We start from the raw sequence: 21199 nt of genomic DNA, 5'->3' as shown, positions 1-21199 counted from the left end.
AATTTTATATTACTGCCTTTAAGTATGTGGAAATTTTATAATATATTTAATTATTACGATAATTTAAGAATATATGGTAAAATATTCATGGGCGTTTAGTAAATGATAAATGTCTATATTTTAGGAATAATATATAAATAAGACAAAGGAAGAGGAGAGATATATGGAGAATAAAAGAAAAAATAATTTAGGGACAGAGCCGATAAATAAATTATTAAGTCAGTTTGCAATCCCTAGCATAATAGCAATGCTTGTTAGTGCACTATATAACATTGTGGATCAGTTCTTTATTGGAAGAAGTATTGGTGAGCTTGGAAATGCTGCTACTAATATTACATTTCCACTTACTACATCATGTATAGCACTAGCATTATTATTGGGAATTGGAGCAGCATCAGCTTTTAATTTAACACTAGGAGAGGGAAAAAGGGAAAAGGCACTATATTATGTAGGAAACTCTGCATTTTTGTTGTTTATTTCAGGATTGGTTTTATGTATTATAGTTCAGCTTTTTTTAGAACCTATGCTTGTATTTTTTGGATCACCAGCTAATGTATTAGGGTATGCTAAAAGTTATACAAGAATAACTGCAATTGGATTTCCATTTTTAATATTTTCTACAGGTGGAGGACATTTAATAAGAGCAGATGGTAGCCCTAAATATAGTATGCTATGTAATTTATCAGGAGCTATAATTAATATAATTCTGGATCCTATACTTATATTTGGTTTTAATATGGGAATGGTAGGAGCAGGACTTGCTACAATTGTGGGACAAATTTTTGGAGCATCACTAGCTTTAAGATATTTATTTAAATATAAGACTGGTAAAATACAAAGAAAGCATTTAATACCTAAGTGGGAATTTGTAAGTAAGATAGTCTCTTTAGGTGCAGCACCATGCTTTAATCAACTTGCAATGATGATTGTACAAATTGTAATGAATAAATCTTTAACATATTATGGTGCATTATCTGTGTATGGTGAATCAATACCACTTGCATGTGCAGGAATTATTACAAAAGTAAATCAAATTTATATGTCAATAGTTATAGGACTTTCACAAGGATTACAGCCTATAGTAAGCTTTAATTATGGAGCAAAGAAATATGATAGAGTAAAAAAAGCATATTCTACAGCTATAAAATATGGAGTAATAGTTTCTGTAATAGCATTTCTTGTATTTCAGTTCCTACCAAGGCAAATAGTATCTATATTTGGTTCAGGTTCAGAAATTTATTATGCTTTTGCAATAAAATATTTTAGGATATTTTTATTATTTACTTTCTTAAACTGTTTCCAACCTATATCATCAAACTTCTTTACAGCTATAGGAAAATCAAAGAAAGGTATATTTCTTTCACTTACAAGACAGATATTATTCTTATTGCCTTTAATAGTTATTTTGCCTATATTTGTGGGGATTGATGGAATAATGTATTCAGGACCTATTGCTGATTTTATAGCAGGAGTAGTATCTATTACAATGATATATTTTGAGTTTAAAGGTATGGGAAAAAGCAAGGATTTAGGGATAAAGACAGCCTGAATATAATCTTTAGGTATTTAGAATAATAATAAGAGAATATACTAAAGCTTGGAGTGTTTAATATGAATTCTTTAATTGATGAAGCATATAAAATAGCAGATAGAAATGATGTAATTCTTAAAGGAAATATAAGTTTAAGTAGAAATACTAAGTGTTTAATATTTGCTCATTATTGTGATAGTACATTATTTTATAAAAGGTTTTTTAAAATATCTAAGGAAATTTTTAAGGTAAATAGAATAGCAAATAAAAATTTAAGAGAGGTAAAGAAGCTTATAAAAGCTTCAGAATATAAAAAAATTTGGACAAAAGGTGTATTTTCATTTTATGGTGATTTAAGACCTTTAGCAGTTAAAGCTGGTTTTGGAAAGTGGTCTAATGATGGAATTATTAGAAATGATAAATATGGTACAAATTTTTTAATAACAGCTGTATTTTATAGATAAAATTTTGGCTTAAGGTAAATTTATAAGTAGTACTTATTCTTTAAAATAAATAGGTACTACTTTTATTATGGAGATTTTAATAAAAATTGTTAGGTTTAAATATTATGTTATATAGGTTATAATAAAAAATAGATTATTTAATTGACAATGAATAAAATTTATAATTTTATACTAGGATGTGGAATTATAAGTGAAGAAATTAACTAAAGTAGGTTTTATATAAAAATACTATAAAGCCTACTTTAATTTTTATTATATTATGATAAAGATTAATAGCTTAGGTTTTAAATTACAAAGGAAGTGATGGGATGGGGTCAGTTAAGTGCACATTAAGAAAAGAAGTAAAAAATGAAATAGCTAAATATATAGATAATGAATTTATTAATGAAACAATTAAGGAAATTGTTAATTACATAAAAACAACTCATAAGGTTCAAGTTGATGATTCAGAATTTGATAAATATGATATAAATTCTAAGGTGAATTTAAAAGATAATGGCTCATTTAATGTTTATGATTATATGTATGTAAAAGATTTTATATATGAATTATCATGGGAAGGAACATATGTTGAGGATTTAAAAGAAATTGAAATTACTAATGATTGTAATGAAGTATTTAAGTATGAACCAAAGGATATTGCTACTGTTTTATATGAAAGAGTAGCAAACATAATGGAGCAAAAAAAAGGTAGGTTATACAAAGAATTTAAGAAGAGATATACTGAGGAATTTTTATTTAACAGTGTTAGATGGTATAAAAGGACTAGAGATGGCAAGGTATATTATGATATAGATTTGCAGGAAGTAAGTAGTGATAAAAAAAGAAGTTTAGAAGAGAAGATAAAAACTGAAATAGGAAATGGATTTAAAACTAGATGGGGAAGCCCAGTTGAAAGTAAGGTATCTTCATTAGAGGAAAAACTTTTATTAGATGTTTATGATAAAGGTTGTAGATTATTAGATATTGTTAATGATTATTCTACAGAAATTGTAGTTGAAGATAAAAGCTATGATGAAGAAAAATTAATAGAGCTTATGATTGAAAACTGCAAAGAAGCTACTATATCTGCAAAAGGAATAAATAGGCTTAAGGTTAAGGTTGTTAATTCAATTGATAAGAGGTTAGATAATCTTATTAATATGAATATATATAAGACGCATGATCATATGAATTTATTCTTAGAAAATGCTAGAAATATGGTCTTTGGATATTATAAAAGCGTTAATTTAACAGGTTTTAAAAAAGCTCTTATAGATAAAGAAGATAAAATTAATAAGATAATAAGAAGAATTGCTGTAGTTGAAAATATTCTTTATAAGAATTACTTAAAGGAAAATGAAAAATCACCATCTATTGATGATATGGAGGATTTTAAAGAGTGTATTCCTTGGATATGCATAAAAGGATTAGTATGGACATCTGAAAATATCTATATTAAAAATAAAGCAAAAGATGAAATTAAGGATATAATTTTAGATAATCCAATAAATGAATATAAAGAAGCAAGGGAGATGAAAAGACATTTTTATCTTCATGTTGGTGAAACTAATACAGGAAAAACATATTCAAGTATTGAAAGACTTATGGAGGCTGAGTCTGGTGTTTATTTAGCACCATTAAGATTATTAGCATTAGAGATTCAAGATAAGCTTAATTCTCAAAATATACGTTGTTCATTATTGACAGGAGAAGAAGAGGATATTATTTCATATGCATATCATGTATCATCAACAATTGAGAAGCTAGAGCTTGGAACTTATTATGATGTATGTGTTATAGATGAAGCACAAATGATTGCTGACAATCAAAGGGGATGGGCGTGGACAAGAGCAATAATAGGTGTATTATCCCCAGAAATTCATATATGTATGGCACCAGAAGCAAAGGATATAATAATTAAGTTAATAAATGATTGTGGTGATACATATGAAGTTATTGAGCATAAAAGAGATACAGAGCTTATATTTGAAGATAAAAAATTTGATTTAAATAAGGATGTTAAAAAAGGAGATGCCTTAGTTGTCTTTGGAAAAAGAAAAGCATTGGCAGTTTCTGCACAGCTTCTTAATAATAATATAAAGACAAGTATAATTTATGGTTCGCTTCCATATTCAACAAGAAAGAAGCAATTTGAAAGATTTTTAAGTGGTGAAACAGAAGTAATAGTATGTACAGATGCTATAGGAATGGGAGTTAATCTTCCTATAAAGCGTATTGTATTTTTAGAAACAAGAAAATATGATGGTGTATCTTTAAGAAAGTTAAATATTGCTGAAATAAAGCAGATAGCTGGAAGAGCTGGACGTAGAGGAATGTATAACAAAGGATATGTTGCAACTATGGCAGATTCTAATTTAATAAAATCAGCTTTAACTATAGAAACAAAGAAGATTGAAAAATGCTTTATAGGAATACCAGACTCTCTGTTAGATATAAATATAGATATTATAGATGCATTAAAAACATGGAGTGTTATGTTTGTTAAGGGATATTATGAAAAAACAGATGTAACAACAATAATTTATCTTTTAAATAGATTAAAAAAGCTTAATATAAAGGCATCTAAAGAGGATCTTTTAAAGATGGCAACAATTCCTTTTGAAGAAAATAATAAGGTAGTATGTGAGCTATGGGAAGAGTATTGCAAGATGTATAGTGCAGGTGCAGTAAATTTAAAGAAACCAGTGCTTAAGAAAAGTGTAAGCTCTAAGAAGGAACTTGATGAACTTGAAAATTATTATAAGTCATTAGAATTAACCTATTCTTTTGGAAAGAACTTTAATATGATGATAAACAATAGATATATATCAAGTGAAAAAGAAGATACAGCAAATAAAATAAATGAGCTACTTTTAACAAATCTACTTGATCATGAAAGAGTTTGTAGTATATGTGGTAAAAAATTATCTTGGGATTATCCAAGTGATAGATGTAGAGTTTGTAGGGAAATGATAAATGAAGCTAAAGCTGAAAGATATAAAGGGGTCTTTAGAGGTGGTAGAAGAGGCAATTTTAGAAGAGGAAATAGGAGAAGAAGAGTTTAATAATTTCAATTTTTAAAATTATAAAAATATAGTTTAAAAGTAGTGCCTATGCTTTAAATAGTGTAGGGGCTACTTTTTATTATTTTTTCATGTAGTAATACTTATTTTTTTAGTTAGTACCTCACTAAAAAGTGCATATTTTAATTATTGATTATCTAGTTATGGAATAAATTTATAAAAATAAGTTTTTTATTTTAATGTTAATATTTTGAAATTAAGAGATTAATAGTATAATTTAAATGTGTAATGATATTAATTTAATTATAGATAGTTTTACAAATTAATAATTAAAGAGAAAATTTAGGAGGGGAAGCTATGATTTTAAAAGATAAGGTAGCAATAATTACAGGAGGAAATTCTGGAATTGGAGAAGCAACAGCATTATTATTTGCTAAAGAAGGGGCTAAAGTTGTAATAACAGCTAGACGTAAAGAACAATTAGAAAAGGTTGCTGAAAAAATAAGAAAAATAAATGGAGAAGTATTAGCAGTTACTAGTGATATTTCTAAAGCTGAAGGATGTAAAAATGTAGTTGAAGAAGCTATTAAAACTTTTGGGAAGGTTGATATTTTAGTTAACAATGCAGGGGTTTTAGATCATGGTCTTTCTGCAATTGAATCAATTAAGGAAGAAGATGTTAATTTTGTAATTGATGTTAATGCAAAGGGAACTATTTATTTTGCTAATGAGGTAGCAAAGGTTATGTTACCTAATAAGAGTGGGGTAATTATTAATGTAGCATCAGTAGCAGGGCTTTATGGTGCTGGTGGAGCTGTTTATGCTGCAAGTAAAGGGGCAGTAATTTCATTAACTAAAAATATTGCTATGAGAATGGCTAGAGAAGGTATTAGATGTAATGCTGTTTGCCCAGGTGGAGTTAATACACCAATGACTAAATCTGAAAACTTATCAAATATGGATATGAATATGATGGGAGCAATGATGGCTCATTCAGACTTAAAACTTCCAACATGTGAGCCTGAAGATGTTGCTAATACTATAGCATTTTTAGCTAGTGATAAAGCTAAGGCTATTACAGGTCAGATATTAGTAACAGACTTTGGTGCAAATTTATAAATAAAATACGAAAAAGTATTAAATAAAAATAAGCTAATAAATATTAAAGTTTAAATTAGTAGAATATTATTAATAATAAATAAAACTCTATATTATTATGGGAATAGTAATTTTTTTGAAAAATATAATAAAGAGTAGTTAGTTATGAAAAGATTTAATGAACAAAATCATATAAAAAGTAATAAATTATATAATCACACTATTATGATATCTTGTTCTAATTTTGTATATGTAAATATACAGTTAAGTTTTGTACGCATTTTCATAGCTGACTCTTAATTTGATTTTAAATAATAGAGTAACGACAGGTAAATGCGTAAAGATGCATATACCTGTCTTTTTTTATATAGATTAAGGATAAGTATTATATTTTTTATGGAGGTAAAGCATGGATATAACCTTTATACAGACGCATTATAAGTTATATGTAGAAGCTGCAGCTTTAACTATAAAGATTGCAACTATAGGCATATTATTATCTATAATTATTGGAATTATATGTAGTTTAATTAAAACTATGAAAATACCAGTGTTAAGAACCATAGTTGCCATATATATTGAACTATCAAGAAATACGCCATTATTGATTCAATTATTTTTTTTATATTTTGGTTTGCCAAAGATAGGGATAAAGTTAACTTCTGAAGCTTGTGGAATTATTGGACTAGCTTTTTTAGGCGGAAGTTATATGACAGAGGCATTTCGTTCAGGAATTGAAAATGTATCGGTAGTACAGCATGAATCAGCATTAAGCCTAGGAATGTCAAGGTGGCAAGTGTTTTGGCATATTACTTTGCCACAAGCATTTGAAACTTCAGTTCCAGTTTTATGTGCAAATATTATTTTCTTAGTTAAAGAAACTTCGGTGTTTAGTGCTGTTGCTTTAGCTGATTTAATGTTTGTAGCTAAGGACTTAATAGGAATTTATTATAAAACAGATGAAGCATTACTTATGCTAGTAATAGCGTATTTAGTTATTTTACTTCCTATTTCTATAATTTGTACATTAATAGAAAGGAGGGTTCGTTATGCAGGATTTGGGGATTAGAGTGCTCTTTGAGGGAAGTAATTTTTTGAGATTATGTGAGGGTATATGGGTATCGTTAAAGATAGCTTTAATTGCAATGATATTATCAGTTGCTCTTGGAATTATAATGGGGATAATAATGACTAGCAAAAATAAGGTAGTTCGAGCAATTTGTAGAGTTTACCTAGAGACTGTAAGAATAATGCCACAACTTGTTTTATTATTCTTAGTATACTTTGGAGCAGCAAAACATATTGGGGCTAATTTTTCAGGAGAAGTTGCATCAATAATTGTATTTACATTTTGGGGAGTAGCTGAAATGGGAGATTTAGTAAGAAGTGCACTTATTTCAGTACCCAAGCATCAATATGAAAGTGGATTTGCACTTGCAATGACAAAGACACAAGTATTTATTCATATTATAATACCTCAAACTATTAGAAGATTAATTCCATCTGCAGTGAATTTATTAACAAGAATGATAAAAACAACTTCTTTGGTAGTACTTATAGGGGTAGTTGAAGTTGTTAAAGTTGGCAAGCAAATAATAGATGCCAATCGTTACACTACACCAGATGCAGCCCTTTGGGTATATGGAGCAATATTTATAATGTATTTTGTAATTTGCTTTCCATTTTCAAAATTATCTGAGGTATTAGAGAGGAGACTAAAGGATTAAAATGAGTGATAAAATATTAGAGGTTAAAAATTTAACTAAGTCATATGAAAAAGGAAAAATAGTATTAAATAATATATCATTTTCATTAAAAAAGGGTGAAGTTGTAGTAGTTGTAGGTCCTTCAGGATGTGGGAAAAGCACATTTTTAAAATGTTTGAATAGGTTAGAAGAAATAGATTCAGGAGAAATTATTTTAAATGGAAAAGTAATTTCATCAGAGAGTAATAAGGTTAATGAAATACGTGAAAAAATAGGAATGGTATTTCAAAGTTATGAGTTGTTTTCAAATATGAATATAATGAAAAATTTAACTTTAGCACCTACTTTAGTACAAAAGAGAAATAAAGAAGAGGTACAGAAGGAAGCAGAAAAGCTTTTAGATAGAGTAGGACTTTTAGAAAAGAAAAATAGTTATCCAAGGCAATTATCAGGAGGTCAGAAGCAAAGAGTAGCTATTATACGTTCTTTGATTATGCATCCACAAATTTTATTGCTCGATGAAATAACTGCAGCTTTAGACCCAGAAATGGTAAGGGAAGTACTTCAAGTTGTATTAGAGTTAGCAAAAGAAGGTATGACTATGGTAATTGTAACACATGAAATGGAATTTGCTAGAGCAGTATCCGATAGAGTTATTTTTATGGACAATGGAAATATTATTGAGGAAACAACGCCTAAAGAATTTTTTACTAATCCTAAGACTGATAGGGCTAAACAGTTTCTTAATACATTTAGTTATGAAATTGTATAAAAATTAATAATTAAATATGTATACTCACTAATTATCAGTATAAAATATTTAGAATTTTAAAGGGGGATTTTTTATGAAAAAGTTATTAGGAGTATTTTTATCAATTGCACTTGTAATTGGGGTTTTAGTTGGATGTGGATCTACGAAAGATGGTTCAAACACAGAAGCAACAGATTCTAATGGAACAGCAAAAGCAAGAACTTTAGATGAAATAAAGGAAGATGGAAAGATTAAAATAGGGGTTTTTAGTGACAAAAATCCATTTGGATATGTTGATTCTAATGGTGAAGTTCAAGGTTATGATGTAGAATTTGCAAAGAGAATAGGTAAGGATTTATTAGGTGGTGAAGAGGCAGTAGAATTTGTTTATGTTGAAGCTGCAAGTAGAGTAGAATACCTTAAATCAGGTAAGGTAGATATTATTTTAGCTAATTTTACTGTAACAGACGAACGTAAAGAAGTAGTTGATTTTGCACTTCCATATATGAAGGTTGCATTAGGAATAGTATCACCAGATGATGCATTAATTACTGATATTGATCAATTAAAGGACAAGAAATTAATAGTTGTAAAGGGAACAACAGCAGAAACATATTTTTCACAAAGCTATCCAGATATAACTCTTGTTAAATTTGATGAATATCAAGAAGCATATGATGCATTATTAGATGGTAGAGGAGATGCATTTGCCACTGATAATACAGAAGCCTTAGCTTGGTCAAATCAAAATGAAGGCTTTACTACAGGAATCGAAAGTATTGGTAATATAGATACAATTGCTCCAGCTGTACAAAAAGGAAATACAGAGCTATTAAATTGGATTAATGATGAAATTAAGAGTTTAGCAGATGAAGAATTCTTCTTAAATGACTATAATAAAACACTATTACCTGTATATGGTGATGCCGTAAAAGCTGAAGAAATAGTTGTTGAAGGCGGAGTAGTTCAGTAATAGTTAAAAAAATAGTAGTATAGTTGTTAATTATTAAGTATATTTAATTTAGTCATAGTGCCTATGATGAAAAAGTTGTAGGCACTATTTTTATATATAAAATTGAATTATAAAGAGAATACTTATATTAGTCCTACAATTGAAAAAATAGTCTAACAAATTCTAAAAATACCAAATTATATAGTATAATAAAGAAAAGTTATCAAATATTAAAAATATAGTAAGGAGAGATTAAAATATGATACAAGTAAAAGATATAAGTATTGATAATTTCCAAGGAATTATTAATCTTGTATATGAAGATCAAGAAATAAATAATAAAGTATTAGAAAATTTAAAGTTAAAAAAAGTATTTGAAGGAAAATCAGGACAAGTATTTTATAAAACTACTGAAGATTTAAATTATGAAATTTTTGTAGGGCTTGGAAAGTTTAATGAATTAGAAAAAACTGATTTAATAAATGCAGTTGCTAAAAGTGTAAAACAAGCTGAAAAGTTAAATATAAACGAGTTAGGTATTAATTTTATAAAAGCTAATGGATTATGCACAGGAGGAATTACTAAATCTATAGTGCAAGGTGTAAAATTAGCAAGTTATAAATTTGATAAGTATAAGGGAAATAAGGAAGCTTATAATCCAAATGTAACTATAGTAGGTGCACCAAAAGAAAAGCTTGAAAAAATGAAATTAAAGATAGAAGAAGCAAGTAATGTTGCTGATGGTATTATTGTAGCTAGAGATCTTGTAAATGAACCTGCTAATGTATTATATCCTGAAACTTTAGCAAAAAGAGCAGTTGAAATAGGGAAAGATAGTGGTTTTGAAGTTGAAGTATTTGATGAAAAGCAAATAGAAGACTTAGGAATGAAAGCATTTTTAGAAGTTGGAAAAGGTTCTGTTCATAAACCAAGATTAATTGTTATGAGATACATGGGAAATGAAAATAGTGATGAAAGGGTTGGGCTTGTAGGAAAAGGTCTTACTTTTGATACAGGTGGATATTCTCTTAAACCATCAGCTTCTATGGATACAATGAAAAGTGATATGGGTGGGGCTGCAGCAGTTATAGGAACTATGCAAGCTCTTGCTAAAAATAAAGTATCTAAAAATGTAGTAGCAGTAGTAGCAGCTTGTGAAAATGCTATTTCTGGTGGAAGTTACAAGCCAGGTGATATTATTGGTTCTATGTCAGGTAAGACTATTGAAGTATTAAACACTGATGCTGAAGGTAGATTAACTTTAGTTGATGCTATTACTTACATTATTGAAAAAGAAAATGTAGATAAGGTAGTTGATGTTGCAACTCTTACTGGAGCAGTATTAGTAGCTCTTGGAACAGAGATAACAGGTGTATTAAGTAATAATGATGAATTTTATGAAGAACTAGTAGTAGCTGCTAGAAGAAGTGGAGAAAAGTTCTGGAGATTACCTAATGATAAGTGCTTTAAGAAATTATATAAAGGAGATTTTGCAGAACTTAAAAATACTGGTGGACGTTTTGCTGGAACAATCACAGCTGGTATGTTTATAGAAGAATTCGTTCAAGATAAGCCTTGGTTACATTTAGATATTGCAGGAACTTCTTGGACTGATGCTGCAAATGATAGTACACCAAAGGGTGGAACAGGAGCACCAGTTTCAACTTTATATGAACTTGTTGTAAAGCATCAATGTAAGCATAAATAATTAAAAAGTAGTACTTATATCTAATGCAGAATAAGTACTACTCTTATTTTTATTTTTAAATTTTAAAAATATATTTAGCTAAAGGCTTAAAGTAAGATGAATCTTAGTGATTCTATTAATAAATAGGATCAATTATTACACCAAAACTTGATGCTTTAATAATAGGATTTTCTATTAAGTTTTTAAAGTCTTCTTTTGTTCCTTGAAGAACTACACCAAGTATTTCAGCATCACTTGAAGATGTTTTACCTTTAGATTTAATTTCTTCATATAATTTATTATGCTCTGTTGAATAGCTTTTTTCTAAGTTTTCAAGGATTTCATCATAATATTCAACATATGAACTAGTGGTAAGATCATGGGAATTATATAATGATATTCCTATAGTATCCTCAGCATATATTCCAGTTGCTTTAGCATCATAATTTTCTATTTCATATTGATATTCTTTTATTTTTTCTTCTGTAAATTCATTTAACCATACCCATGTTATATTTGCAGGTTTTAATTCTGATTCAATAGTATATAAGTCATTAATTTTATAAGGCTTGTCAAAAGATATAGCCATTTCAATTATTTTTCCATCAGGTATTTTATCAATATTAGCTAAATCATTTTGATATTCCTTATATTGAAGATTAGGATGGAAAAATCTTAGTTTTTTATATCCATTTTCCCAAAGGTTAACAGGCCAGTCGCCAGCGGTATGATATCCATTACCACTAGATCTAGAATAATTAATTGGAGCTATTACTCCGAAAAGAGAAAGTCTATCTTCTAATATAACAGATGTTCCTGCAATTTTTTTTGCTATTTTATAACTTCCACTTCCACCTAGGAATCCAATTATGTCATTTGATTCACTTATATATCCATTTGGAACTGTTAATTTTATATAGGCTTCATCCATTTCATATTTCTTTTCACTTAATTTTAAACTTATTATTATATTTAATATACTACCACATATAAAAACTATTAGTGCTATTAGTACTATTCTCAATGTTGATTTAATCTTTGCTTTTTTTACAGATTTTTTTAGCTTTTTATCATCAAATAGGCTATCTATATCTTTCATGATTTTTAATCCACTCCTCTTTAAATTTATTTCTTGCTCTGTATAAATAAGTTTTTACAGTAGCTTCATTTATTCCTAATAAAAGTCCAATTTCCTTATAGCTTAAATCAAGCTCATATTTAAATAGAAGTAATGATCTATACTCTTCTTTGAGATTATTAAGAATTTCCCTTATTTCTTTACAGTTTTCCTTTATTAATATTTCATTTTCAACAGTTAAATCATTTGCTAATTGTTCAAAAAAGTTATCTTCATCAATGGAAAAGAGTTTATTATTTTACATCTTTTAAGATTATTTTTATATGTATTAATGGCAACTCTAAATAGCCAAGAAGAAAGATTTTCAGTAGCAACACCATCCATGTACTCAATTGCTTTTATGAAACTGTCATGGACAATATCTTCTGCATCACTAATTGAACATCCGCATTTAGTTAAGTACAAGCAAATTATTTTAAATTGTTTTTTATATAAATTTATTATTATATCTTTGTCCATGCATCCCCCGAATGTAAAGTTTTAAGGCCTTATGTATATAAGACAATTTAATTATTAAAATGTATACAAAAAATATAAAAATATTTTTGAGTTTTAATTATAGAACAATAAAATATTATCACAAAATAACCAATGAAATATATAATATAGAAAAAATTGACAACGACAATATTCGATATATATAATTTAATTATGATATTTATAGTAGGTATTGGGGGAAATAGTTATGGTAATTGGTAATAGCAAATATACTTTTTTTGATTTTTTACCTTATGAATATACGGATTTAGAAAAATATTTGGACAAAATGGCTTTAAAGGGCTGGAAGTTAAAAAGTATGCAGGGTAAATTGTTTAGGTTTATTAAAATGGAACCAAAGAAAATAAAACATTTTGTTTATATAGGTGAAAGTACATCATCTTTTGATGATAACAATAGTGATGTGGCATTAGAATATAGAGAATGCTGTGAGGATACAAGATGGAAATTCATTTGTGAATATAAAAAAATACAAGTCTTTTATACAGAAGAGTATACAGAGTATATAGATATTAATACAGATGAAAGAAAAAAGTTTAACAATATTTCTAAATTATCAATACAAGACATACTGATAACTATTTTTACTGTAAGTACACTTTTGTTTAGTCAATATAGTGTTACATTAGGTGGGGACAATGCAATATTTTTAACTGATGATGCACAGTTATTATTATTATTTTCCTTAAGTGTCTTAGCAATAAATGAGATTATTGGTTTGATTAATTATCTTATATGGAAGATAAGAGGAGAAAGAGCATTAAAAAATAATGAAAAAGTTCAATACCAGTACAATTTATCTATTAATTTTAGAAGAATTTTGGGAAAAATATTCTTTTTATCTGCAATTATTTCATTAATGCTATGTTTATTAAATGAAAATATATTTATATTAAAAGGTGTTTCGGTAATTATTATATCAATTGTTATTGCTAGTATAATAACTGAATTTATAAAAACTATTATTAAAGGTAGATTACATAAAATGTCAACATACACTATAATTAATATAATTATTATGATTATAGTTATGATAACAATAGGACAATTGGTTTTAAATAATGAATTTATAACTGATGAAATTAACAAAAATTTAAATGATCAATATGTTTTAACATTAGAGGATTTCAATGATAAAAGTATATATGAAAATAATAATCAAGACATAAATAGTGAAGATGAATTTAATATATTAGATGAACCTTATATCAATGATGAAAGTAGTATTATTGCAGAAAGTTTATTTTATAGTGATGAGGGTCATAGTGGAGAATTAACTTATGAATTCTTTAGAAGTAATTTTAAGTGGGTTATTAATTATAAGTTTAATAAAATAATAAGTAGTATGAAAAAATATGATTTGAACTTTGAAGTTATAAAAAGTACTTTGCCGGAAAAGATAATGGTATATAAAAATAATAATAGTTATGGCAGTAGATATTTATTAACTTCAGAAAATAAGATTTTACAAATTAGCCAATATAGTGATAATCAAAGTGAAAGTGAATTTTTAGATATAATTTATAACGAGGTTTTTAAATAGGAAAAATAGAGTTTTAAGTTTAATAATACATTTAAAATAAAAAATAAATTATAATAAATATACTTTCTTAGGAAGAAGTTATGATTATTAGAAAGAAGGGAAATAATGAGTGGTCATAAGCAATATTCAGAATCTTTAAGGCTTGCAATTTTATTAGCCTTAGCTGGAGGTTTTTTAGATGCTTATACTTACTTATGTAGGGGTAATGTATTTGCAAATGCTCAAACAGGAAATATGGTTATGTTAGGCGTTACTTTTATGGAAGGTAATATACGTGGAACAATAAAATATTTAATACCTATAATTGCATTTGCAGTAGGTGTTTTACTAGCAGAAGTTATTAAAGCTAAATTATTAGAACATAAAAAGATACATTGGAGACAAGCTGTATTAGTTATAGAAATAATTTTGATTATATTAGTTTCTTTTATACCATATAATTATGTTGCTAATACGTTAATATCCTTTATATGTGCTATGCAATTTGAAAGTTTTAGAAAGTTTCATGGGAATGTTTATGCAACTACAATGTGTACTGGAAATTTAAGAAGTGGAACAGAAAAGTTAGCTATATTTATAAAAAATAAGGATAAAAAACATTTAAAAATAGCATTTCAATATTATTTTATAGTATTCATTTTTTGTTTAGGTGCCTTTATTGGAGGAATCCTTGCAGTAAAAATTGGGATAAAAGCTATTTTATTTGTATGTATACCATTATTAATATCATTAATGTTAATGGGGCAAAATAAAGAAATTTAAATGTGGTATAAAAAGGATAGCCATGATATAAATTACTAGAAATATTTAAGATATTTTAAAGTATAAAAGATAGAAAGATTTTATAAAATTAAAAGGTTTTATAGAATCTTTTTTTATATATTAAAGAATAGTTTTAATAAAGCTATATGTAAATTAAGGAAGAATGCAAAGTACAATAGTTTTATATAATTTTATTATAATTCATATAAAAACCAGATATTTTAACGCTGAAAAGAGGAGCAATAAGTTTTTTATGGAATACATTACTAAAAATATTACTACAGATTTCGACAATGGATTTTACTATTTAGATATATAATTATCTTGTAAACAATTTATAATATCAATTAGGGGGATTATTATGAGTAGAGAAGCAATGTTGGTAGAGTTAGCAAAGAAAGCTGTGGAGCAAGCTAAAATAGTAATAGCTGCAGAAGTAAATGATAATGTTTTTACAGAAGTTACTTCAAATAAAGAAGGAAATACAGTTATTTTTACGCTAACTAATGGGAGAACCGTAGAATATAGTATAAGTGAAATTAGTTATATATTTGAAGATGAATTAGAGGGATTTGAGATTTTCTCAAAAAAGAAGTATAGAGATATTTATAGAGAACTTAGAGGTGTTGAATTAGAGGTATTAGCTTTATAGAAGTTAAAAGTTAAATTATTGTAATGGAATCATATTTTAGATATTGTTAGGAATCTTTATGATAATTGTATCTATAAAGGGATTATATGATGGAATTAAAAGAAAAAGTAGTTATAAGAAAGGTAATAGCAATTATATAAATGAATTAAAGGGAAGTCATTCACTAAATTTGTTAATAGTGCATTATTTACATCAGGTATTTTAATGATGATATAAAAATATATAAAATTATAATATGACTTTTATAAGTAACAATAAATTTTTAAAATTATATTTTAGTTAATAGTAAATGTATAGTAAAATGTGGGTAGAGAGATAAAATTATAGATAAAAACAGTATTATAAATATTGAGAAGAGGTTACTTATGAAGTTAAATAAAGTACATCATGTTGCAATTATTGCATCTAATTATGAAGTGTCAAAAAACTTTTATACTAAAGTTTTAGGACTTGAAGTAATAAGAGAAGTTTATAGGAAAGAAAGGGATTCTTATAAGCTTGATTTGAAAATTGGAGATAGTGAAATAGAATTATTTTCATTTCCTAATGCTCCAGAAAGACTAAGCTATCCAGAAGCTAGGGGACTTAGACACTTAGCATTTCAAGTTGATAATATTGATGATGCTATAGCAAGTTTAAATTCTAATGGAATAGAATGTGAACCTATAAGAGTTGATGAATTTACAGGTAAGAGATTCACATTCTTTGAAGATCCAGATAATCTACCATTAGAGTTATGTGAAAAATAAAATAATGCCTCAGGGGAGATTTAAACTATGTAATGACAGTAATAGTGTTACTTTTAGGTTGCCCCTGGGGCATTTGCAATTTATTATAAAACAAGCTATACTATGAGAGAAATTCATAAAATCTAGTAATAATTACTAGGAGAGGTTCGTATGACCATCCCTCTATAAAAAACTAGGCTTAGCTATGGGAACCTCTCCTATCTTTATAATTTTAAGAAAGAGTAGGAGACGTATGGATAGATATAATAAAATAACTAACAAAAATAATAGAGAAATAGTACTTTTAAGAGCTTTTCCTTGTGTTTGGGGAAAATGTAGTTTTTGTGATTACATAGATGACAATGGTAGAAATGAAGAAGAGCTTAATAAGTTAAACAAAGAAGTTTTAGATAATATAACTGGTGAATTTGGAGTTCTTGAGGTTATAAATTCAGGAAGCTGTTTTGAAATTCCTAAAGAAACTTTAGAGTACATAAAAAAGATAATAGATGAAAAGGGTATAAAGCTTTTATTTTTAGAAAGTCATTGGTGCTATAGAAATAAATTAGATGAAATGAGGAAATTTTTTAATATACCTATTATATTTAAAATTGGTATTGAAACTTTTGATTATGATTTTAGAAATAAATTTTTAAATAAAAATGCTAAATTTAAAGATCCAAGGGAAGTACAAGAAAAATTTCAATCAGTTTGCATTATGGTAGGAATTAAGGGTCAAACTAAGGAAATGATAAAAAGAGATATGGATATAGTACAACAATACTTTAAATATGCAACAATTAATGTATTTGTTGAAAATACAACAGATATAAAAAGAGATGAAGAGCTTGTTAAGTGGTTTAGAAAAGAATATAGATATTTAGATAAACATCCAACCATTGAAGTTTTATATAACAATACGGATTTTGGAGTTGGAGATTAAAGTAAAGTTAATAAGTTATATATGTATAAACAAGGTGCTTTTATATTAGTAGAAAGTCACCTTGTTTTTTATTACTAATTTAAACAATATTCTAATTCTTCTTGTGTTAAATTTCCTAGATAAATGTTATTTAAGTAGTTGCTTAAATATTTATAAGCATTTTTCATATCATCGATAGGAGTCATAGGTGAATTCATTTTGTATCTAGGGAAGTACCTAGATAAATGAAGAGGTATATTTTTATTTATAGAAGATAAAAATTCACCTAATTCTTTTAATGTTATATCATCTGTATTTTCATTAGGTATTAAAAGTGTAGTTACTTCAACATGACATCCCATTTCACTTGCAATTCTTATGCTATTTTCAACATCTTTTAATGCACCAAAGCAAAGTTTTTTATAATATTCATTATTTCCCTTTAGGTCAATATTTAATGCATCAACATAAGGTAGTAGTCTTTTTAAAGGTTTTTCGCAAATAAATCCATTAGTAACAAGAACAGTTTTATGATCAATGTCTAAAGTTTTAATTGCTTTACAAACATCATAAACATATTCATACCAAATTGTAGGTTCGTTATAAGTAAAAGCAATACCTAAATTAGTAAGGGTTTCTATAGATATATTGGCCATTTCTTGTGGAGAAATGTATTTACTTTCAGGTCTATTTTGTGAAATAGCATAATTTTGACAAAATGAACATTTGAAGTTGCAGCCAAATGAACCTATGGAAAGTATATTACTATTAGGATAAAAATTATAAAGTGGTTTCTTTTCTATAGGGTCTAAGGCAATTGAAGTAATTTCTCCATAATTTATACTATATAATTTAAGTGAACCATCCGCATCTTTTTTCACTTCACGGACACCACAAATACCCTTTTGACCTTCTTTTAAATTGCTACATCTGTGAGGACAAAGGTTACAGTTTATATAATCATCAAATTTTTCGTAAAACATTGCTTCTTTATTCATAGTTTATTAAACCTCATTTATTTTTATATAATATATTTTTTAATCACCATCATCTACTTCTTTAAATCTTTTTACTTTAAATCTTTCTAAAGTGTAGTTTTCATCTATTGAAATACCACCCTTTTCTAATGCTATTTCAATCTGTTTATCAGCAGTATCTATTCCTCCAAGATTAGGCAATAATAAACCTCTTCTATTATTACAAGAAACTATAACTCCATAATTTTTAGGGTCTAATTCTTCAAATGTAGTTTTTTCTGGGGGATATAAAATGTCTACAGATATATCAATATCAATAAGTTCTTCTTTTCTAAGTGGTGAAAATCTTGGATCATTTATTGCTGAACTAATAGAATTATTTATTATTTCTTCAGCAATACAATTTGTAGTAGGTGAAATAGTACCAATGCAACCTCTTAAATCACCATTAATTTTTAATGAAACAAATACACCTTTTTTATCTTTTAGCAATTTAGATATATCATTAGAATTATTACCATCATTAAAAAGTAGATTTGGATTGTTGATTAAGTCATCTATAGTTAGTAATGTACCATTATCAAAGTAATTATTAAGATTTAATCTTGCAAGTCTTGTATAAATATTTCCATAATTCATTCGTTTTTTATTTTCATTTTGTTTATCTTTTAGAATTTCGTTATATAAATCACCATTTTTACTAGAGTAATTTATATTATTACTATTTTCATTATTAAAGTTTGGAGTAAATTCCATAACTCCATAACCAATTCCAAATGGACCTTCGTAGCTTAAAAGTTTAGGGGAGATATTAGTACTATTTATTGCTCCTGCTAATATGTATAATGAACGTAATCCACATTCGCCAGCTTCGTGTATCAAGTGCTTATCTAAATTAAATAAATTTTTAAAATCACCTTTTTCCAACAGAGAAATTAAAGCTTTATCAAATTCAGCACCAAGTGGTGTATATGGATAGGCCCCGTCTTTTGTTAATCTATGAGAAAGATCACCGGAAGCAATAAAAACAGCATTTGTTTTTGTATCTTTAACAGCCTTTTTTATACATCTACCGAAATTCATAAGTTCTAATGGAGAAAGCATTCCATAGGTTATATGAACAAGCTTATAATTCTTTTTATTGCCTAGGAAATATAAAGGAACCATTGCGCCATGATCAAGGTTTAAATCAATATTATATAAATCACAAGTTTTTTCATCTAAGGATACAGTAGGAATATTTTCTTCATCTGAGTTTTTTATAATTTCAGTAGTAAGAGCTGTATCAATTTCATAATCAAAGCTAATATTATTAGCACCAAATTTAAATAAATCACCTTTTAGATGTGGAGCAGTTACAATTGAAATAGCATCCCTAAAAATTGTTCCGTGTGGAGAAATTATAATTATTGTTTCGGGAGATAAATTATTTATTTTTTCGCCAATTTTTTTACAAGCGTTTAAAGTATTTATAGCTTCAATTTCTCTTCCTTTTCCAACCTCATTAATTATAATTGGTGGATGAGGCATTAAATAATAATCTAGCATTTTTTCACTTCCTTATACTATCTTTCTAGCCAAATTTAACACATACAATTAGTATATAGAGAAATAAAAAAAATACTCACATTAAAATAAAAAAAGATGGACAATTTGGTGTTAATTGACAAAAAAATACAGTGATGATAAAGTAGTATAAAGGATAAATTTTATTGGTATATGATGAGGGTGTGGAATTTAGTATGAATAAAAATATAAAAAGAATAATTGAAGCTTTAATGATTGCTTCTATTTTGGGAAGCAACATAATGTTTGTAGGATGTACAAATAAAAATATTACTAATAATACAGGAATTGATCAGTTAGAAGAAAATAAGGATCAACAAAATAATAGTGAAGAAAATGAAGATAATGAAAGAGAAGAAATAGAAAATAATGCACAAAGTCAGGAATTACAAAATAATATAAATGCAGAAAATATAAGTTTAAGTACAGATGGAAATGAGTATTTAAGTAATGAGCCACAAATAGTAGATAATGTAGTGTGTATTAGTCCAAAGAGTGTATATTACAAAGATGGTAAACTAATAATGAATGCATATGTATATAATGGATTTGAATATGAGATATTTAACATAAATAATGTAACTATAAAATTAGGAAATGGACAAGAACTTATTGCAGAAGCAAATTTTGGGGCGTTAAATGATTTAACTCTTGAATGTAAATCATATGCTGAATGGACATTTACCTTTGAAGCAGATGCAGTAATTATTAATGATTCAGATTTATCACAATTGACTTGGGAAACTAATTGTAGTTATTCATATCAAAACTATATTTTAGTATAAATTATCGCCCCAGGGGCGCGCGGATTATGTCGAAATAAAAATAGAAAAAATATGAAAAGTATATGGAAAAATAAAATATTTATGATATAATAAGGTTATAAAGTTAAATTATAATTAATTTTTACGGTATTGAGAAAACGTATACAGAATTTATGGGAGGAATGAGGGTATGTTAAAAGAAGAAAATGTAGTAGAAATTGAGGATGTAAAGGCTAAAGCTGAGGAGAAAAAATCTCAAGACGAAAAAGAGGTTAAGTTAAAGGAGTATGAAGATACTCTAGGGTATTAATTTTGAAAATACATTTAAATAAAAACTAACGGGTAATGGTTTTTATTATTTCAACTATGGTATATAAAAAGGGTATATAAAGGAGTTATATGAACGGGTATTTCATATAACTCCTTTAATTTTTGTTTATATGTTATATATTGCG

The 21199-nt window shown here is 26.9% G+C and carries 20 protein-coding genes; 15 read left to right on the top strand and 5 right to left on the bottom strand.

What is annotated here, in order from left to right; genetic code table 11:
• Positions 1-163 precede the first annotated feature (163 nt).
• From HMPREF0216_RS08640 to HMPREF0216_RS08600, 9 genes are all read left to right on the top strand, one after another.
• Positions 164-1549, top strand: coding sequence for an MATE family efflux transporter (locus HMPREF0216_RS08640; RefSeq protein ID WP_005213634.1), 1386 nt, complete (start codon positions 164-166; stop codon positions 1547-1549).
• Positions 1550-1611: 62 nt separating this feature from the next.
• Positions 1612-1995: a hypothetical protein gene (locus HMPREF0216_RS08635; protein ID WP_005213633.1), complete on the top strand. Its 384-nt coding sequence runs from the start codon at positions 1612-1614 to the stop codon at positions 1993-1995.
• A gap of 308 nt (positions 1996-2303) precedes the next feature.
• The gene (locus tag HMPREF0216_RS08630; protein WP_005213632.1) at positions 2304-5042 is read left to right on the top strand and encodes a helicase-related protein; all 2739 of its coding nucleotides are present in this window, start codon (positions 2304-2306) and stop codon (positions 5040-5042) included.
• Positions 5043-5357: 315 nt separating this feature from the next.
• Positions 5358-6119, top strand: a complete 762-nt coding sequence (locus HMPREF0216_RS08625; RefSeq protein WP_005213631.1) for an SDR family NAD(P)-dependent oxidoreductase — start codon at positions 5358-5360, stop codon at positions 6117-6119.
• Positions 6120-6507: 388 nt separating this feature from the next.
• A complete protein-coding gene (locus HMPREF0216_RS08620) occupies positions 6508-7167 on the top strand; it encodes an amino acid ABC transporter permease (protein ID WP_005213630.1) in 660 nt (219 codons plus the stop codon).
• Entirely contained in the window at positions 7148-7825 is a 678-nt protein-coding gene (locus HMPREF0216_RS08615) for an amino acid ABC transporter permease (RefSeq protein ID WP_005213629.1), read from the top strand. The genes HMPREF0216_RS08620 and HMPREF0216_RS08615 overlap by 20 nt, the downstream gene beginning before the upstream one ends.
• Before the next feature lies 1 nt (position 7826).
• Entirely contained in the window at positions 7827-8576 is a 750-nt protein-coding gene (locus HMPREF0216_RS08610) for an amino acid ABC transporter ATP-binding protein (RefSeq protein ID WP_005213628.1), read from the top strand.
• A gap of 73 nt (positions 8577-8649) precedes the next feature.
• Positions 8650-9528 carry a cysteine ABC transporter substrate-binding protein gene (locus HMPREF0216_RS08605; protein ID WP_005213627.1) on the top strand — a complete coding sequence of 293 codons (879 nt, stop codon included), beginning with the start codon at positions 8650-8652 and terminating at the stop codon, positions 9526-9528.
• A gap of 238 nt (positions 9529-9766) precedes the next feature.
• The gene (locus HMPREF0216_RS08600) at positions 9767-11215 is read left to right on the top strand and encodes a leucyl aminopeptidase (RefSeq protein WP_005213626.1); all 1449 of its coding nucleotides are present in this window, start codon (positions 9767-9769) and stop codon (positions 11213-11215) included.
• Positions 11216-11330: 115 nt separating this feature from the next.
• Here the strand turns inward: HMPREF0216_RS08600 and HMPREF0216_RS08595 are convergent, their stop codons facing one another.
• The 3 genes from HMPREF0216_RS08595 to HMPREF0216_RS17715 are packed head-to-tail and all read right to left on the bottom strand — an operon-like array spanning position 11331 to position 12791.
• Entirely contained in the window at positions 11331-12293 is a 963-nt protein-coding gene (locus tag HMPREF0216_RS08595) for an anti sigma factor C-terminal domain-containing protein (RefSeq protein ID WP_005213625.1), read from the bottom strand.
• Positions 12277-12489: an RNA polymerase sigma factor gene (locus HMPREF0216_RS17720; protein WP_242824718.1), complete on the bottom strand. Its 213-nt coding sequence runs from the start codon at positions 12487-12489 to the stop codon at positions 12277-12279. Before HMPREF0216_RS17720 ends, HMPREF0216_RS08595 begins: the two co-directional genes overlap by 17 nt.
• Before the next feature lie 32 nt (positions 12490-12521).
• Positions 12522-12791, bottom strand: coding sequence for an RNA polymerase sigma factor (locus tag HMPREF0216_RS17715; protein ID WP_005213623.1), 270 nt, complete (start codon positions 12789-12791; stop codon positions 12522-12524).
• Positions 12792-13017: 226 nt separating this feature from the next.
• Between HMPREF0216_RS17715 and HMPREF0216_RS16320 the strand changes: the two genes are divergently transcribed.
• The 5 genes from HMPREF0216_RS16320 to HMPREF0216_RS08565 all read left to right on the top strand — a co-directional run bounded on the left by HMPREF0216_RS16320 (position 13018) and on the right by HMPREF0216_RS08565 (position 17458).
• Positions 13018-14373, top strand: coding sequence for a DUF2812 domain-containing protein (locus HMPREF0216_RS16320; RefSeq protein ID WP_005213621.1), 1356 nt, complete (start codon positions 13018-13020; stop codon positions 14371-14373).
• 105 nt (positions 14374-14478) lie between these two features.
• The gene (locus HMPREF0216_RS08580; RefSeq protein ID WP_005213617.1) at positions 14479-15135 is read left to right on the top strand and encodes a YoaK family protein; all 657 of its coding nucleotides are present in this window, start codon (positions 14479-14481) and stop codon (positions 15133-15135) included.
• Positions 15136-15496: 361 nt separating this feature from the next.
• On the top strand, positions 15497-15787 hold the full coding sequence (locus HMPREF0216_RS08575; RefSeq protein ID WP_005213616.1) for a hypothetical protein: 291 nt from the start codon (positions 15497-15499) through the stop codon (positions 15785-15787).
• Positions 15788-16152: 365 nt separating this feature from the next.
• Positions 16153-16536: an SMU1112c/YaeR family gloxylase I-like metalloprotein gene (gloA2, locus tag HMPREF0216_RS08570; RefSeq protein WP_005213614.1), complete on the top strand. Its 384-nt coding sequence runs from the start codon at positions 16153-16155 to the stop codon at positions 16534-16536.
• A 232-nt stretch (positions 16537-16768) separates the two neighbouring features.
• Positions 16769-17458: a hypothetical protein gene (locus HMPREF0216_RS08565; protein WP_005213613.1), complete on the top strand. Its 690-nt coding sequence runs from the start codon at positions 16769-16771 to the stop codon at positions 17456-17458.
• A gap of 74 nt (positions 17459-17532) precedes the next feature.
• Here HMPREF0216_RS08565 and amrS read toward each other — a convergent pair whose 3' ends face one another.
• Positions 17533-18435, bottom strand: a complete 903-nt coding sequence (gene amrS / locus HMPREF0216_RS08560; protein WP_005213612.1) for an AmmeMemoRadiSam system radical SAM enzyme — start codon at positions 18433-18435, stop codon at positions 17533-17535.
• Positions 18436-18474: 39 nt separating this feature from the next.
• Positions 18475-19962: an AmmeMemoRadiSam system protein A gene (amrA, locus tag HMPREF0216_RS08555; protein WP_005213611.1), complete on the bottom strand. Its 1488-nt coding sequence runs from the start codon at positions 19960-19962 to the stop codon at positions 18475-18477.
• A 194-nt stretch (positions 19963-20156) separates the two neighbouring features.
• Between amrA and HMPREF0216_RS08550 the strand changes: the two genes are divergently transcribed.
• On the top strand, positions 20157-20765 hold the full coding sequence (locus HMPREF0216_RS08550; RefSeq protein ID WP_147576254.1) for an SLAP domain-containing protein: 609 nt from the start codon (positions 20157-20159) through the stop codon (positions 20763-20765).
• Positions 20766-21199: the final 434 nt, after the last annotated feature.

Origin of the sequence: Clostridium celatum DSM 1785, from assembly GCF_000320405.1 — a bacterium.
In the GTDB taxonomy this organism is placed as follows: domain Bacteria; phylum Bacillota; class Clostridia; order Clostridiales; family Clostridiaceae; genus Clostridium; species Clostridium celatum.
This window is presented reverse-complemented; position numbering and strand designations above follow the sequence as displayed.